The organism is Pseudomonas sp. CFBP2511 (assembly GCF_030209255.1).
In the GTDB taxonomy this organism is placed as follows: domain Bacteria; phylum Pseudomonadota; class Gammaproteobacteria; order Pseudomonadales; family Pseudomonadaceae; genus Aquipseudomonas; species Aquipseudomonas avellanae.
Genome location: NZ_JARVSI010000035.1, coordinates 50,679 through 68,020, shown reverse-complemented (window position 1 = coordinate 68,020; position 17,342 = coordinate 50,679). Strand labels below are relative to the sequence as shown.

Genomic DNA, 17,342 nt, shown 5'->3' with positions numbered 1-17,342 from the left:
CATCAGGGACGACGCCTTTCGCTGCGAGCGCGTTATTCCAATCCTTGTCGGTGTAGTACGCCAGCGCCTGAGCCAGGCGTTTCTCGGCCTCGGCGGGGCTGATATTGGCTTCCTGCGCCAGGCTTGAGGACTGTTTCTCCAACAGCGGTATTTCGTTCGGGTGCAACTGTCGGTTGTACTGGTCTGCCATGGCGGAAACCCAGGCAGCTTTCTCGACATCTCCACCCGCCAATCCTGCCGCAGTCAGGCCGACTATCTGTGCAGCCGCCTGACGATATTCAGGGTTGTTCTTGAACACCTCATTCAAAGTACCTGCCATTGCTTGACTGGCGCCAGCGGCCACTGCACCCGTCGTGAAATCACCGCCCGTTGCAGAAGACACTGCGCCGCCCATCAAAGCGTGCAGAGTTGTTCGGCCTATGCCGCCTTCAGCTCACATCGCTTTACCCGAGACGTCTCCGGCGAGGGTTGCTTCAGTGAACTTTTGGTCTGCAAAACTTCCGACCTGATTAAAGCCTATGGCCGCTGCCACAGTGCCTGCCTGACTGACCAACCCGTTGACCAGATTGTCACCCAGACTACCGCCGTTAACGGCAGTGTTAATAGCTCCCGAAGCCAGACCTTGTGCACCGGCATGAAGGGCAAAGCCACCCGCGCCTCCCAATGTGGAGAGATCAAACCCCTTTGTCAGACTATTGAATGGTTTGGTAGTCCCCCCCAACTGCGGATCAATGACGCCAGCGGTGAAGCCTGCGGTAAGACCTGAGATGGCAGCACTTTTTAAGCTATCGCTACTAAACGTATCTTTTAGTGCCGCGCCCAGATTGCCTTTGTTGTTGATAGTGCTGACGACACCCTGAGCAGTTATCGACGTAAGGCTGGCAACCGCTGCTGCGTTTGCAGCAGTGCCAATAGTTGCCGCCGTTGTCGCAGAAACACCAGCTGCCGTTGCTGCTCCGGTGGCGGCAGAGCCTGCTGCGGTACCCGCCGCCGCAAATGTGCCAGCACCCGCCGTCAAGACCGTGACGATAATAATGATCGCCAGCATTGCCCCTTGGCCCAGGCTTGAGTTGTCGTACTTGAACGAATCATGTACTTCTTTGACCTGCCGCCAATCCACGTCACCGCGCAGCTCTGCCTCCTTAAGCCACGCCAGTTGCGGATCTGCTTTGACCATTGCATCAATGGTCTGGCTAACGCTCTGCTGGTCGATCTGTTTGATATCGATTTTCAAGCCTTGAACAGCGCGGATCGCCACTTCACCCTTGGCCACCAGTTCGCTCTGGCGCAGGGTTTCGTCGGTGTTGCCCTTGCCTTTACTGGAGTTCCACGCAAGGTCACTTTTGCTCTTCTCGTGACTCTCCTGATGCAGGTCTTTCACGCCCTCGAACGTAACCGCACCACCACTCTCAATCGTCAGGTCCTTACCGCTCTCAAGCTTCGCAACCTGATACTTCTGATCACCGCCGCTCGACAGCAACAAGTCACCACCGGTGGTGATCTCACTGCCGATGTTTTTCACATCAGTCACTTCATCACGCTGGGTTTTCTTCGCGCCGAAGCTGCCTTTTTTCTTCATGTCGTACAGCGAATAATCACTGTCTTGCGCAGCCAGAATGTCCAGGTTCTCACCGGCTACCAGATACGCCTCTTTACCGGCCGTGATACGGCTGGAAATCACCGCAAGGTTCTGCCCCGCCTGCAAAGCCACACTGCCACCCGCTTTCAAATCCGCAGACACCTGGCTGACGTGATCTTCCTGCTCGGTCACTTTCTTGCTTTTGCCGTACGAGTGCTGCTCATCAGCCGCCGAGGACAGGGTCAGGTTTTCGGTCGCGGCCATGGCGATGTCACGCTTGGCGTCGATGCTGCTAGCGATCACGTTGATGTCGCGACCCGCCTGAGCCGTCAGGTCACGTCCGGCGCTGACCGTGGAACCCAGTTGCGTGATGCTGGAGTTGCTGGAGTTCGCGCCGCGTGTCTGGCCGTTCTCGGTCTGGGCCGAGTCAATGACGACGTCACGGCCTGCCGCGATGCTCAAGTCACGACCGGCCTGCAACACACCGCCGGTGTTTTTCACATCACGACCGGCTTGCAGGCTCATGTCGTTGGCCGCTTCGATGCGGGCCGCGCTGTCGGCGAAGTCTTTGCGCCAGGTTGCGTCATCCGCAGCGCTCTGATGGCTGGTCACCGTGCGTTCGTTGATGACGTCTCCGCGGATGGCGGTCAGCGTCACATCACGCCCGGCGATGATGCCTCCGGCTTTGTTGATCAGGTCGTTACCTGCTAACAGGTCCAAACGGTTGCCAGCCTCTATCAGGCCGCTGTTGACCAGGTCATTTCCAGCGGCAGCCGACAGGTTATTGGCCGCACGCAAGGTGCCGACGTTATCGAGGTTTTGCCCTGCAATCAGCGAGACGTCGTTACCGGCAATCAACGCACCGGTCGGGCCAAGGCGACCGTCGGCCTGAGCCAGATAGAGAACAGGCACCAGCACCATTTCGCCATTCACTTCATGCTCTTCGAGCCAGACGATGTCGTGGGTCAGTGCAGCAACTTGTTGTGAACTCAACGACACGCCGACCGCCAGGTTCAACTGCTGTTTGCTGGCGATGGCGTTGTTCATCAGGTACTTGAACTGGGCCTCGTTTGAGGTTTGGCCGTCGATGAACGCCTGGCCGGTTCGGGCCACGACGGCCTGCTGGACGAGGCGCTGTTCATACAAACCATCGCCCAGGCGCTTGGCACTGACTTCCGGGTCGTAGCCAAGACCTGCGAGCAGGTAATCCGAACTCATGAACTGCTTGAGTTCGGTGAGGACCGGGTTGGTTTCGATCAGGTATTTTTGCGGTTTGGAAACAAAGTTGCTGCTGGGCAGGCCTTCTACGCGGGTCACGGTTTGTGCTGCAGCAGAAACAGCAGGGGTAATGGCGCTGGCTTGCGCAACAGTCGAGGGCTGAGTGCTCGTGTTTTGTGTAGAGCTGACAGGGTTGGTCTGAGTAACCACCGGGTTCAGAACAGCAGCAGTGACAGGACCGCCCTGAGCAGCCACCGTGTTACGAACCGGGGCCGCTACCGAAACACCCTGAGAAACCACAGGGTTGCCGACAGAGGTAACAAGCGGTCCGCCCTGAGTCGCCACAGGGTTACGAACAGGGGCAATGACCTGCCCGCCCTGGGCATTGACGACCACTTGGGTAACGGCGGCAGTCGTGCCGGACTGGGCACCTGTCGTGGCCTGATTGACAGCACTGATAAGGCTGCCTTGCGTGCCATTTACAACCTGACCAGCCTGGTTGACTTGAGTGCCCTGCACCCTTCCGGCGTTTTGAGCGGCAGAGTTACCGGAAGAAATCGCAGTGATGCCCGGAAGACCCGACGTCGAGCCTGCGTTCTGGACAGGCAGCAACGCACCGCTGCCCTGATTGCCCGTCGCAATGCCGGTCACGCTGTCGACGCTGGTGATACCTGCGGAGTCAGAAGTGTGGCCCGGCAGTACAAGCCCGCCGATAGGTGCGGCACCTGGCGCGCTGGTGTCGAACGCAGAGGCATTGGCGCTCACGCCTGCGCTTTGCCGTGTGACCGAAGCAAGCTGGCGGGTGGCATTGGATATCTGACCGACCGAGCCAATCTGGATGGTGCTTGCTTGCGCATCAGAAACGGTTTGCTCACGTTGAGCGACGGAGACCGCTGCGCTGCCCATAGTCCAGCTTTGTGGCAGGCCGACGGGTTGGGCGACGGCGGCTGCGGTGCCACTCTCGCCACTGAGGCGGAACAGGCCGTTCTGGCCGGTGGGCAGGCTGAAGCCTGGTAGGCTTAACGGGTTGACTTGTTGTTGGGCGAGGTCTGGCGGTAGTTGCTGATTAACGGTAATGCGCGTGGAGAACTGAGTGCCAGGAGCGTTGGTGTCGGTGCGCGAACCGCCGCTCACGTAGGTGTAACCCGCCCGTACGACGCTGTTATTGATGTCGTTCTGAGCATTGACGTTGACCGCACCGGCAGCCTGGATAACGGCGGCATAGCTCTGATCGCCGTTACTTAGCCGTGTGACCTTGTAAAACTCGGGCATGTCGGTTTCGGTGATGCGAACGAAGTCGGCCAACGCTGCCTGAAGACCTGTAAGGCTGGCGTCATAACCGCTGCTGCCAAGCCAGTACTTATCAGTGAAGTCCTGAGCTGCTTTGGTCCACATGCTGGCGTTGCTGGTGCGCATGCTGCGGTACACCGTCACCGTTTCGGTATCGCTTGCCTCTACGCCGGTGTTAGTCAAATTGTTCAGCGTAGCGGTGAAGTTTCCGCCGGTAGCAATGGTGCTGCTCTGGTTGAGCAAATCGCCACCGTTCATGCTAAGACTGCCACCCGCGGCGATGCTTGACGCCGCACTGGCCGCGGTCACTTCCAGTTTTTCACGCTGAGTGACGTCCCAGGTATGAGTTTGCGTGCTGGTTTTGCAATCATTGTTGTAGAACTCGCGGTTGCACGCCCCCTCCTTGATCATGGCGCTATAAATACCACCATTACTGGTAGTCAAAATCGCACGGATATTTTGTATCGTGCTCGCCGCCAGACTCATGCTGCCGTCGCTCTGAATCGACGCCGAACTGTTGACGATGCTGTCGGCAAGGGCACCTTGCCCGTTACGGTCAATCGTGAGGTTGCCCAGGCTGTAGATGTTGGCGTAGCTGTTGTTCAGCGAGCTGACCCGCAGGCTCATGTTGCTGCCACTGAAGATCAGTCCACGGTCATTGACCAGCGAGCCGGTGGTCACGGTCAACGCCTGACCGCTGCCCAGCGTGCCCTGGTTGTTGATACTCCCGGCATTGACGGTCAGATTGGTCGCCGAGGTCAGGCGACCGACATTGCTTAATTGCCCATTCACAGAAACCGAAGTGTCTCCACCGCCAGCAATGGTCGAAGCGGCGTTGAGGTTCACCTGTGCAGCGCTCAGCCCGAGCGTCCCGACGCTGCTAAGACGAGCATTGCCCCCATACGTGCCACCAAGGTTGAGGCTTAGCGAGCCATCACTCGCAATCAGCCCATCATTCGTCCAGTTACTCCCCGACCCGCTAAACAGACTCGAGGCCAGCAACTGCCCGCCCGCCGTCTGGTTCAACGTCCCGACATTGACCGTCAACCGCCCGGCCTGAATCACGCTGCTGTTGGTCCAGTTATCCGCCGTCAGCGTCAAACCACCACGAGTGACGATGCTGCCACCTGCGTTGGTCAGGTTGGCGGTAGAGATATCAAACGTCCCGTTACCGGTATGCAGCAGAGAGCCGCCGCCGTTGAGGAAACTGCCTGCGTTGAGGATCAGGTCGCTGTTGACGCTTTCCAGGGTGCCGTTGCGGTTGTCGAACAGGTTGCCGATCTGGAAGCGGGTAGCACCGCCGCCGCCCAGCGCGCGCAGTTGGCCGGTCTGGTTATCCAGGCTTTGAGCGGTTACCGCCAGCGTGCTGTCACTTTCGATGATGCCAAAACGGTTGTTCAGTGCGCCGCTCAGGTTCAGCTCGACCTGGCCGCCTGCGATCTGGCCGTCGTTGTCGCCGCTGTTGTCGAAATTGCCACCGGTGACGCGCACCAGGCCTTTGGCGTAAAGGCCGCCGTTGCGGTTGTCGAAGCTTGCGGTGTTGATCAGCGCTTCGCCGGTGCGGGCAGAGACTCGCCCGCCGTAGTTGTCGAAGCTGCTCAGCGCCGTCAGGTTCAGGCGCTGCGCCTGGATCACGCCGCCCTGGCGATTGGCGTCGTAGCCGTTTTTCAGCACGCCGGTCACGCTTGCGGTGAACAGACCTTGCAGGCTGGAGAGCACTCCGCCCTGGCTGTAGAGGTTGGCGGCGCTCACGTTCAGGTCACCGCCTTGCGCGATGATCCGGCCGTTCTGGTTATTGATATCACCAGCGACGTCAACGCGTAGCGCGCCGACGCTCTGTACCGTGCCGCGCACGTTGGAAAGGCTCGCGGCCTGTACATGCGCATCGGCGCTCTGGCTGTAGATCAGGCCATCGGCATCGTTGAGGACGTTGCCGCTCGCGACCACGGTCAGGGTGTTGTTGGCAGCGACGGTGCCACGGTTACTGTTGTCCAGTTGCCCGGAGGTGTTGAGGGTCATCAGGCTCTGGCTGATCAGTTGCCCGGCCTGGTTGTTGATCGCGGTGCTGCGCCGCAACAGCAAGGTGCCGCCACTGGCCAGCTTGCCACGGGTGTTGGTCAGGCTGCCCAGCAGGTCAAGGGTCATCGCGCCCTTGCTGCTCAGGTTGCCGGCGCTGTTGTCGAGGCTGCTGCCGCCAAAACTGACATCCTGCTGGGCCGTCATGTTACCGGCTGCGTTGTTCAAGGCATTGGCGTTGATGACCAGCCCGGCACCACTGTCGATCAAGCCGTTCTGGCTGTTGTTCAGCAAGCCCGAGACGGTCAGGGTCTGGCCCGTGCCGCTGGACAGGATGCCGCCGCTGTTGTCGAGGCTGTCAGCGGTGACGCTCAGGGTGTTTTGGCTGACCAGTGCGCCGTTGCCACCATTGAGCAGCTCGCCGGTCAGGGTGGTCACCAGGTTGCCACTGCGGCTGGACAGCGTGCCGCTGTTGCGGTTGTCGAGGCGGTTGCCGGAGACGTTCAGGCCCTGCCAGCCGGAAATAAGGCCGTTCTGGTTGAGCAGGTTGGTCGCGCCAACCGTCAGCACGTTGCTGCTGATCAGCTTGCCGCTGCTGTTGTCGAGGGTGCGGCCGCTGAGCGTGAAGCTTTGTGCGCTGGATACCTCACCGGACTGGTTATTCAGGTCGCGCAGGCGGCTGAAGGTCAACTGGCCATCGGCAGTGATCAAGCCACCCAGGTTGTTGAGGTCGTTGCCGACCATGTCGATGGACAGCCCGGCGTCGCCCATCACCCGTCCGCCATTGAGCGACAGGGCGTTGAGAACCAGGGTCATGTCGCGTGCTGCCGACACTTCGCCGCCGTTGCCGGCATCCAGACTGCCAGCCGTCAGGTTCAGGGTGCCGGTGCTGTTGATCAGGCCTTTTGCTGTGTTGTTGATCGATGTTGCGTTGAGGATCAGGCTGGTGCCGCCCAGCACCTGACCGTTCTGGTTGTCGAGGCTGGCCGCGCCCACCTTGAGCGCCTGGGTTGCATTGATCAGGCCGTTGTCACGGTTGGTGAGCAGACCGGTGACGGTCAGGCCCAGGTCGTTGCGGCTGGTCAGCGTGCCGCCGGTGTTATCGAGGGTATTGACGACAGCGTCGACGCCCGCAGCGGCGATCATGCCTTTTACGTTGTTCAGCGCGCGCGCAATACGCAGGGTCAACAATTGGTTGCTGAGCAGTTTGCCGCCGTTGTTGTTGAGTTGTTGCGCGTTGACGGTGAACGCCTGGGCGCTGGAGATTTCGCCGTTCTGGTTCAGAACCTCGTTGACGTTTTTCAGCACCAGTGCGCCTGGCGCGTTGATCAGTCCGTTCTGGTTGTCGAGCTGGCCGTTGTTCAGGTCCAGGCTCAGGGACGTATTGCTGAACAGCTTGCCGCCCTGCTGGCTCAGGCGGCTGACGCTGGCGGTCAGCGCCTGGCTGCTGCCAATGCTGCCGCCGCTGCTGTTGGTCAGTTGCGCGCTGGTCAGTTCCAGTCGATCGTTACTGCTCACGCGACCGTTCTGGCTGTTGTCGAAATTCCCGGTCTTGAGGGTCAGCAGGCCTTTGCCGCTGATGGTGCCGCGCTGGCTGTTGTCCAGGCGGGTGCTGGTCAGGTTCAGCGCACCGTCGGTCACCAGCTTGCCGCCCTGGTTGCTGATGGCGCCAGTGCTGTCGAGTGTGAGGTTTGCGGCACTGGAAACGCTGCCAGCGGTGTTGGTCAGGCTGCCGGCGTTCAGCGTCAGAATGTCCTCACCGCTGATCAGGCCCTGGCTGTTATCGAGCGCTGCAGACAGGTCGATACCCAAGGCCTTGAGGGCGCTCAGTGCGCCGCCGGTGTTGTCCAGCGTGCTGCCGATCAGGGTCAGGCCCGCCTGGCTTGAGAGCAAGCCGTTAGCACGGTTGGTGGTCTGCGCAATGTTCAAAGTCAGGGCTTTTTGCGCCAGCACCTGGCCTTTGTCGCTGTTGTTCAGTTGCTGGCCGGTCAGGGTCATCGTGTCCTGGCTGGACAGTTCACCGCCGCGGTTGTCGATGTTGGTGACATTGATGGCGAGGGCTTGGGTGGCGCCGATGAAACCGTTCTGACGGTTGTCCAGCGTGTCGCCGCGCAAGGTCAACGTGCCTTGGGCAAGCATCTGGCCGTTCTGTTGCTGAAGGTTGCCGATCTGCGCGTCGAGGTTTTTCTTGCTCGCCATTTGCCCAAGGCGGTTGTCTGCCGTTGCGGCGCTCAGATTCACATTGCCGTCGCCGATCAGCGTGCCTTGGGCGTTGGTCAGGGCGGTGTTTACCGTCACGTCCAGGCCTGCGCGGCTGCTGATCATGCCTTGGGTGTTGTCCAGACTGTCGCTGTTGATGCTCAGCGCGGCGCCGGAAATATTACCTTTGAGGTTGCTCAGGGCCTTGGTCACCACCAGCGTCAGGGCCTGACTGCTGAGCAGCTTGCCGCCGCTGTTGTCGAAGCTGCTGGCGTTCAGGCTGAACGCCTGTGCGCTGGAGATTTCGCCGTTCTGGTTGGCAACGCCGTTGAGATTCTTTAGCAACAGTACGCCAGAGGCGTTGATCAAACCGCCCTGATTGTTCAACTGGCCGTTGTTCAGGTCCAGGCTCAGCGACGTGTTGCTGAACAGTTCGCCAGCCTGCTGATCGAGGCTGGTCACGCTGGCGGTCAAGGCCAGCGCACTGGCAATGCGCCCGGCGCTCTGGTTGATGACCTTGCCTGCCGTCAATCGCAGGGTGTCGCTGCTGGTCAGGCGACCGTTCTGACTGTTATCAAACGTGCCGGTGGTGACCTGCGTAGCGCCCTTGCCGGACAGTTTGCCCGCTTTGCTGTTGTCCAGACTTGCGCTGGTCAGCGTGAGCGCCGCATCGGTGGTGATCGCACCTGCCTGATTGCTCAAAGCACCGGTGGTGGTGACGCTCAAGGCATCGGCACTGGACAGGCTGCCCGCAGCGTTTTGCAGGGACGCCGCGCTGACGGTCATGGCCGATTCGCTGCTGAGCAGGCCGCCCGTGTTGTCCAGCGCACCCGACAGGCCGATGTTCAGGTCCTGTTGGCTGGCCAGCGTACCGCCTGCGTTATCCAGGCGCGTCCCTTCAAGGCGCAAGGTGTTACCGAACAACAACCCCTTGTTCAGGTTGATCACGCGCGCCACGGTCAGCCCCAGCGCGGAGCCCGCCAGCACCTTGCCGCCATTACTGGTGTCGAGCGTCTGGGCGATGATTTCCACGCCGATCTGGCTGGACAGTTCACCGGCCTTGTTGTCGATGTCGGCCACATCGATTTTCAGCGCTTTTGTGGAGCCCACCAGGCCACCCGACTGGTTGTCGAGGGTGTTGCCGGTCAGGGTCAGGTTGCCCTGCGCAACCAGTTCGCCACCTTGCTGGGTCAGACCGCCAATGTGGGCGACCAGGTCAGCCTGGCTGGCGATACGGCCGCTGCCGTTGAGCACGCTGTCGGCCTGCAATTGCATCAGGCCGGCGGCGTTGAGCAGACCGTTCTGGTTATCCAGACGCGTGCCTACCAGCTCAAGACCCGCGTTACTGTTGATCAGACCCTTTTGAGCGTTGCTCAGGCCGGTCTGGCTGTTGTCGAGTGCATCGACGAACAGCTGCAGGCCTTTCTCGGCGCGAATCGCACCGCCACGGTTGTCCACGCTGGCACTGCGCACCACCAGCAGGTTCTGCGCGGCAAGACGCCCGCCACGGTTATCCAGCGTCTGGCTGGTCAGGTTCATCAGGCCCTTGGCTTGCAGGCTGCCACTGGCGCGATTGTCCAGGGCGCCGGTCAGCGTGAGGTCCAGTTGACCATCGGTGACCAGCGCACCGGCTTGCCGGTTGTCCAGACTCACCGCACGAATGTCGGCCCCCTTGCCTGCGCCCAGGGTGCCGGCCTGATTGTCGATGGCGTCAGTAATCACCAGTTTCAGAAACCGGTCAGCCATGACCTGGCCGTTGGCATTGGCCAGGCTCAGCGCGTTGAGGGTGGTGTTACCGGCGCTGGTCAGCTCGCCCTTCTGGTTGGAAAGTGTGCCGGCGATGGTCAGCAGCAGATCAGCATCGCTGCTCACGCTGCCGCTTTGGTTATTCAGCTCATTGGCTGTCAGATCGATACCGTTGCCAGACACCAAGCCACGCAGGTTGGTCAGCAACTGGTCGACACGCACGATCAGTGCGTTGTCGCTCAGCACCGAACCCGCGGTGTTGTCCAGCGACGTCGCGGCCAGCGTGAAACCCTTGGCGCTGGAAATTTCTCCGCTCTGGTTGTTGACCGACGTGAGGTTTTTCAGCAGCAATTGACCGGGGGCCGTAATCAGACCGCCCTGGTTGTTCAGCACGCCCTTGCTCAGGTCGAGGCTGACGTCACCGTTGCCATACAGTCGGCCATCGTTGCTCTGATCAAGGCCTGTGACCACGGCGGTCAGGGCCATGGCGCTGGCAATTCGCCCGGCGTCACTGTTGTTGACCTGCCCTGCATCGATCTTCAGGGTGCCGGTACTGGTCAGGCGACCGCCTTGCTGATTGTCGAACGCGCCGGTGGCAAGCGTCACACCCTTGCCGGCGATACGGCCGTTCTGGCTGTTGTCCACGCTGGCACTGCTGAGCGACAGGGTTGAATCACTGAGTATCTGCCCGCCACGGTTCACCACAGCGCCATCGACTTTCAGGACCGAAACGCCGGTACTGGTGATGCTACCCGCCGTGTTGGCCAGAGACGCGCCGCTCACATCAAGCGTGCCATCGCTGCGCACCACGCCCTGATTGTTGTTCAGTGCACCGCTGATCGTCAGGCCCAAGGTGTTTTTGGCGTAAACACTGCCGCTGCCGATGTTGGTCAGTTGCCCCAGGGTGAGTTGCACTTCCTGCTGACCGGAAACCGCACCAGCGCCTTGATTGTTCAGGTTGTCGGCCGTCAACAGCAACGCGCCGTTAGCCAGTAAACGGCCCTTGCCGCTGTTATCGAACTGACCCACAGTGGCGGTCAGTTTGCCCAGGCTGGAGAGCTCTGCATTGCGGTTGTCCAGCGTCGCGGCATTCAGTTCAACGCCGGTGGCGGAAATCAGCCCGCGAAGGTTGGTCAGCAACTGGTCAATGCGCACGATCAGCGCTTTATCGCTGATCACCGAACCTGCGGTGTTGTCCAGCGTGGTCGCGGCCAGTGTGAAGCCGTTGGCGCTGGAGATTTTGCCGCTGCGGTTGTTGACCGATGAGAGATTTTTCAGCAGCAACTGGCCAGGCGCGGATAGCTGACCGCCCTGGTTGGTCAGTACGCCGTTGCTCAGGTCCAGGCTGACATCACCGTTACCGTACAACCGGCCATCGCTGGTCTGGTCCAGACCTGTCACCACAGCCGTCAGCGCCATCGCGCTGGCGATACGGCCCGCCTCACTGTTGTTGACCTGCCCGGCATTCAGTTGCAGCGTGCCGGTGCTGATCAGACGCCCGTCCTGATGGTTGTCGAAGGCACCGGTGGTGAGCACCAGGCCTTTACTGGCGATACGCCCGCTCTGGCTGTTATCGAGGCTGGCGCTGGTGAGCGTCAGGGTTGCATCACTGAGGATTTGCCCGCCCTGATTGACCACGGCAGCATCGGTTGCCAGGCCTGAAACGCCAGCACTGGTCACGCTACCGCCGGTGTTGGCCAGAGAACCCGCTTTCAGGTCAAGCGCGCCATCACTGCGCAGCACGCCCTGATCGTTGTTCAAAGCGCCGGTCAGCGTCAGGCCCAGTCTGTTTTTTGCATAAACACTGCCTGCGCCCGTATTGCTCAGTTGGCCCAGATTCAGTTGTATGTCCTGTTGCCCGGAAACGATACCGTTCTGGTTGTTCAGGGTGTCGGCTGTCAGCAGCAGTGCGCCGTTGGCCAGCAGGCGACCTTTGTCGGTGTTGTCGAACCCGCCGAGGGTGGCAGTCAGGGTGCTCAGGCTGGACAGCTCGGCATTACGGTTGTCGAGCGTTGCGGCACTCAGGTTGACCCCGTTGGCGGAAATCTTGCCGCGCAGGTTGGTCAGCCACTGGTTGATGCGCACAACGAGGGCTTTGTCGCTGAGCAGCGAACCCTCGGTGTTGTCCAGCGAGGTGGCCGCCAGCGTGAAACCATTCGCACTGGATATTTCACCCTTTCGGTTGCTGACCGACGTGAGGTTTTTAAGCAGCAACTGGCCCGGCGCATTGATCAGGCCGCCCTGGTTGGTCAGTACGCCATTGCTCAGGTCCAGGCTGACATCGCTGTTGCTGTAAAGCCTGCCGTCGCTGGTTTGATTCAAGCCAGTGACCACGGCCGTCAGGGCCATGGCGCTGGCGATACGACCTGCGTCGCTGTTGTTGACCAGCCCGGCATTCAGTTGAAGCTCGCCGGTACTGGTCAGGCGACCGTCCTGATGGTTGTCGAAGACGCCGGTGGTGAGCACCAGGCCTTTACTCGCAATACGGCCACTCTGGCTGTTATCGAGGCTGGCGCTGGTGAGTGTCAGTGTCGCATCGCTGAGGACCTGCCCGCCCCGATTGACAACGTCGCCATCGACATTGATCGATGCAACCCCGGTACTGCTGATACTGCCCGCGTTGTTGGTCAGCGACGCGGCACGCAGCGTCAGCGAACCGTCGCTGCGCAGCACGCCCTGGTCATTGTTCACCGCCCCGATGACGGTCAGGCCGAGACTGCTTTTGGCATAGATGCTGCCGCCAGTGGTGTTGGTCAGTTGCCCCAGGTTCAGTTGCACACCTTGCTGCCCGGAAACAATTCCGTTCAGGTTATTCAAACCGTCGGCCGTCAACAGCAGCGCACCGTTGGCCAGCAGGCGGCCTTTTTCGCGGTTATCGAACTGGCCGATATTGGCCGTCAGGTTGCCAAGGCTAGACAGTTCGGCGTTGCGGTTGTCCAGCGTTGCAGCGTTCAGGGTGACGCTGCTAGCGGAAATCTGCCCGCGCACGTTGTTCAGCAACTGATTGATGCGCACGATCAGCGCTTTGTCGCTGATCAGCGAGCCGTCGGTGTTGTCCAGCGACGTGGCTGCCAGAGTGAAACCGTTGGCGCTGGAGATCTTGCCGCTCTGGTTGTTGACCACGTTGAGGTTTTTCAGCAGCAACTGGCCGGGAGCGGAGATCTGCCCGCTCTGGTTGTTCAGCAAGCCATTGCTCATGTCCAGGCTGACGTCAGTGTTGCTGTACAGACGGCCGTCGTTGGTCTGATTCAAGCCTGTGACCACGGCAGTCAACGCCATCGCGCTGGCGATGCGACCAGCAGCGCTGTTGTCGACTTGCCCCGCCGTCAGGCGCAGGGCGCCAGTACTGGACAGGCTGCCGCCCTGCTGGTTATTGAAAGCGCCGGTGCTCAGCACCACGCCGTTACCGGCGATACGCCCGCGCTGGCTGTTGTCCAGGCTGCCACTGGTGAGTGTCAGTTGAGCATCGCTGACGATCTGCCCGCCCTGATTGACAGCTGCGCCGTTGAAGTTGAGCACACCTGTTCCGGCACTGGTCACGCTGCCATTGGTGTTGGCCAGACCGGCTGCTTTCAGGTCCATCGTGCCATCACTGCGCACCACGCCCTGATCGTTTGCCAACACACCGCCCAGCGTCAGATTCAGAGCGTTTTTAGCGTAAAGACTGCCAGCACCGGTATTGTTCAGTTGCCCCAGATTCAACTGCACGCCCTGCTGCCCGGAAACAATTCCGTTCAGGTTATTCAAGCCATCCGCCGTCAACAGCAGCGCGCCGTTGGCCAGCAGGCGGCCTTTTTCACGGTTGTCGAACTGGCCGATGTTGGCCGTCAGGCCACCAAGGCTGGAAATTTCGCCATTGCGGTTGTTCAGGGAACCGGCTGTCAGATCAAGACCGGTTGCAGAAACCAGACCGCGAAGGTTGGTCAGCGACTGGTTGATGCGCACGATCAGCGCTTTGTCGCTGATCAGCGAGCCGTCGGTGTTGTCCAGCGACGTGGCCGCCAGCGTGAAACCGTTGGCGCTGGAGATCTTGCCGCTCTGGTTGTTGACCACGCTCAGGTTTTTCAGCACCAGTTGGCCAGGTGCATTGATCAAACCACCCTGGTTAGTTAGCAAGCCATTGCTCAGGTCCAGGCTGACGTCGCTGTTACTGTACAGACGGCCATCGTTGGTTTGATTGAGGCCCGTCACCACGGCAGTCAATGCCATCGCGCTGGCGATGCGACCGGCAGCGCTGTTGTCGACTTGCCCAGCCGTCAGGCGCAGGGCACCAGTACTGGACAGGCTGCCGCCCTGCTGGTTGTTGAACGTGCCGGTGCTCAGCAACACGCCGTTACCGGCAATACGCCCGCGCTGGCTGTTGTCCAGGCTGCCACTGGTGAGTGTCAGTTGAGCATCGCTGACGATCTGCCCGCCCTGATTGACAGCTGCGCCGTTGAAGTTGAGCACACCTGTTCCGGCACTGGTCACGCTGCCATTGGTGTTGGCCAGACCAGCTGCGTTCAGGTCCATCGTGCCATCACTGCGCACCACGCCCTGATCATTGTTCAACGTTCCGCTTACGTTCAGGCCGAGACTGCTCTTGGCATAAAGACTGCCAGCGCCGGTATTGTTCAGTTGCCCCAGGTTCAGTTGCACGCCCTGCTGCCCGGAAACAACCCCGTTCAGGTTGTTCAAACCGTCGGCCGTCAACAGCAGCGCGCCGTTGGCCAGCAAGCGACCTTTTTCACGGTTGTCGAACTGGCCGATATTGGCCGTCAGGTTGCCAAGGCTGGAAATTTCGCCATTGCGGTTGTTCAGGGAACCGGCTGTCAGATCAAGACCGGTTGCAGAAACCAGACCGCGCAGATTGGTCAGCAACTGGTTGATGCGCACGATCAGCGCTTTGTCGCTGATCAGCGAGCCGTCGGTGTTGTCCAGCGACGTGGCCGCCAGCGTGAAACCGTTGGCGCTGGAGATCTTGCCGTTCTGGTTGTTGACCACGTTGAGTTTTTTCAGCACCAGTTGGCCCGGTGCATTGATCAAACCACCCTGGTTAGTCAGCAAGCCATTGCTCAGGTCCAGGCTGACGTCAGTGTTGCTGTACAGGCGGCCGTCGTTGGCCTGATTCAGGCCCGTCACCGCGGCAGTCAATGCCATCGCGCTGGCGATGAGACCTGCGTCGCTGTTATTGACTTGCGCTGCGGTCAACTGAAGCGTGCCGGTGCTCGACAAATTGCCGCTACGCTGGTTGTCGAAAGCCCCGGTGCTCAGCACCACGCCGTTACCGGCAATACGCCCGCTCTGGCTGTTATCAAGGCTGCCACTGATGAGCGTCAGGCCCGCATCACTCAGGATCTGCCCGCCCCGGCTGACGACTGCACCGCTGGTGCTGACCGACGCCGCCCCGGCGCTGGTTGTGCTGCCGCTGTTGTTGCTCAGTGAGGCCGCGCGCACATCCAGCGTGCCGTCACTGCGCAGTGCACCTTGATCGTTGTTCAGCGCGCCGCTGAGGGTCAGGTTCAGATTGTTCTTACCGTAAACACTGCCGTTGCCGGTATTGGTCAGTTGCCCCAGCGTCAGTTGCACGTTCTGCTGACCGGCCAGCGAGCCGTTCTGGTTATTCAGAGTGTCGGATGTCAGCTGCAATGAACCATTGGCCAGCAGGCGGCCTTTTTCGCTGTTGTTGAACTGCCCCACGGTCGAAGTCAGGTTGCCGAGGGTGGAAATTTCTGCGCTGCGGTTGTCCAGTGTGGCGGCGTTGAGCAGCAGATCACCGTTGGCACTGACAAGGCCCAACTGATTGAGGAACTGACCGGAAATACGCGCGGACAACGCACTGCTGCTGGACAGCTTGCCTTGCTGGCTGTTGTCCAGAGACCCGGCGGTGATCGTCAGGCTACCGCTGCTGCTGATCAAGCCGCTCTGGCTGTTCAGCACCTGAGAGGCGTTGATGTCCACGCTGCCACTCTGGCTCAGTATTCTGCCCGACTGGCGGTTGTCGATCGCGGCAGCCGCAATGCGTGTGCTGGCCTGCCCGTTCAGTGTTGCACCCTGGTTATTCAGGGTCTGAGTAACAGTGGCCTGCAAGGCACGGCTGGCGGTGATGCTGCCGCTGTTGCTCAGCCCTGTGGCCGACAACGTGACATCGCCCGAACCGTTGCGGCTGTTATCGGCGTTGACGCCTGCTTCGATCACCGCCGAGTTGTTGAGCTGACCGCCTGCGGACAGTGTCAGCGCATCGCGTGCGGCGACGTTCTGACGGGTCACGAGATCACCCGCCGTGGTCACGGCCAGCGACGCGCCCGCATAGACCGGCCCGTTGACTTCGGCACTGTTGGCCTTGACCGTAACGGCAGCACTTGCAGCGGTCTGCATTACGTTCAAATGACCGTTGGCATCGATCTGAATATCACCGCCACTGGCCGCCAGATTACCGGCCAGCCTGACGCCGACACCTGCTTCGGTGCCCACCAGACGGATCGTCCCGGCGTACATCCCGCCCAGTGCCGAGCTGTCGATGGCCAGTTCCGGTTTGGCGCTGCCGTCGTCAGCCAAGGCTGTGGCGTTCAGGGTCTGCGCGTCGACATCGTTACGACCGGCAATGATGTTGAGGCGTCTGGCGTGCAGTTCGGCGTTGATCTTCGCGCTGCGGGTGATGATGTCGAACTGGTCAACGTTGTCGGCATTAAGCCCCACGCCGTCGATGGAAATACTTCCGCCCTGAACGTTGAAACGCTGCAACTGGCCATTGGCGTCCAGCACCGGCTTGCCGGTGGTCAGCGTGACCTGCGGGGTGTTGATGAAGCCGCAACCGTTGCAACTGATGCCGTAGGGGTTGGCAACAATGACTCGCGCCGCCTGCCCTGCAACCTCCGTATACCCCTTGAGCTGGCTGGCGTTGGCCCCGACCACTTCGTTGAGAATGGTGGTCGCCGCCGTGCCACGCAGGTTGGAGTTGCCAACGATGATCCCGCCCAGTTGGGTACTCTGGGTCTGGTTGGTGGAGTTGTTGAGGATGACGCCCTGGCTTTCGACGTTGAACTGCTGGTACTGGTTATGCGACAGGCCGCTGGCATTGGGCGTGGCAATGTTGACGATCGGCACGCCATTGCCCGCCTGACTCAGGCTGGTATTTGGCCCACTGACCACAATGCCTTCGGCCTGGACCAGCAACGGCTGCCAGAACATCGCATTGGCGAGAATCAGCGCGAGGCCGCGCTTGGGCATTCCCCAGAAAGACCTGCGTTCGGTCAGCACAGCAGAAGGCTGACGAGCAAGCAGGGCCAGTTGGTGAACGTCCATCTAAATGACC

At 60.6% G+C, this 17,342-nt stretch carries 1 protein-coding gene and 1 pseudogene; both read right to left on the bottom strand.

Translation table 11 applies throughout. The features are described 5' to 3' along the window. A partial coding sequence (locus QRN38_RS26315; RefSeq protein WP_285362815.1) for a hypothetical protein occupies positions 1–319 on the bottom strand: 319 nt, incomplete at its 3' end. A 1,491-nt stretch (positions 320–1,810) separates the two neighbouring features. Continuing rightward, positions 1,811–17,332, bottom strand: a pseudogene (locus QRN38_RS26310) (two-partner secretion domain-containing protein); the annotation flags it as partial. Between the last annotated feature and the right edge of the window lie 10 nt (positions 17,333–17,342).